Raw genomic sequence first — 937 nt, forward strand, 5'->3', positions numbered from 1 at the left:
GGAGGTGCCGCCGCGCGGGGCGGCGGGGCGGCCCTGGCGCGACGCCGAGGCACCGCCGGACGCGCCGGTGCGCGAGCGGTTCGAGGACGTGCGGGTCGCCATGGTCCTCACGGTAGCGGCGGGCGCCGACGGGCCCGGGGTGCGGGCGCGCGTGTCGCCCGGATGGTGCCCGACGCGGACCCGGCCCGCGATGTCGCACGCGCGTGGCACGCTGCGCGCATGGGCACGACGACGGCGACGCGTGAGCAGGTGCTCCGACGCCGCCTGCGCGTCCAGCAGCTCGACCGGGCGACCGACCCCGCACGCCCCCCGACGGACGCCGACGTCCTCGGCCTGGGGGTCCAGGACACCGGCCCGGACGGCGCGCTGTGGGCGCTGGCCCTGCGCGGCGTGCCCGTCGGGGCGCGCGCGTGGCCGCAGGACGACCTCGTGCTCGTCTGGTCGGTGCGGGGCGCGCCGCACGCCTACCGCCGCACCGACCTGCGCGACGTCCAGGCGGCCCTGCGCCCGTTCTCCGACGCCGACGCCGGGTCGCGCGTCTACGACGCCGCGAAGCCGATGCGCGCGGCGGGGATCCGACCGGTCGACGGCCTCGCGTTCGTCGCGACGACGATGCGGCACGTCGTGGCCACCCCGACCGTCAAGGGCGTCGTGTCGACACGGCTCACGCAGGAGGTGCCCGAGCCGTACCTGCGCTGGTGCCGCGCGTGCCAGGCGACGCACCTGTGGGAGATGCCGTTCCGGCTGGCCGCCCTCCATGCCGGCCTCGAGCTCGAGCCGGGCACCTCGCCGCCCGTCCTGCGCCGCATCCCCGGGTGGCCGTCGTCGCGGGTGGGCAGCGTGGAGCGCAAGCGCGGGACGCGCGACGACGGGACGCTCGACGTCGTGCGGCAGGTCCTGCACCTGCTGGGGCCGCTCGACGCGCGGCAGGTCGCGG

Annotated in this window: 1 protein-coding gene; it reads left to right on the forward strand. The window is 78.7% G+C overall.

Going from position 1 to position 937, the window contains the following annotated elements; all coding sequences use genetic code 11:
* Positions 1-219: 219 nt before the first annotated feature.
* Positions 220-937, forward strand: a 718-nt coding sequence (locus CBZ_RS20520) for a DNA glycosylase AlkZ-like family protein (protein WP_165446883.1), incomplete at its 3' end; no start/stop codon positions are given.

Origin of the sequence: Cellulomonas biazotea (genome assembly GCF_004306155.1) — a bacterium.
Taxonomy (GTDB): Bacteria; Actinomycetota; Actinomycetes; order Actinomycetales; family Cellulomonadaceae; genus Cellulomonas; species Cellulomonas biazotea.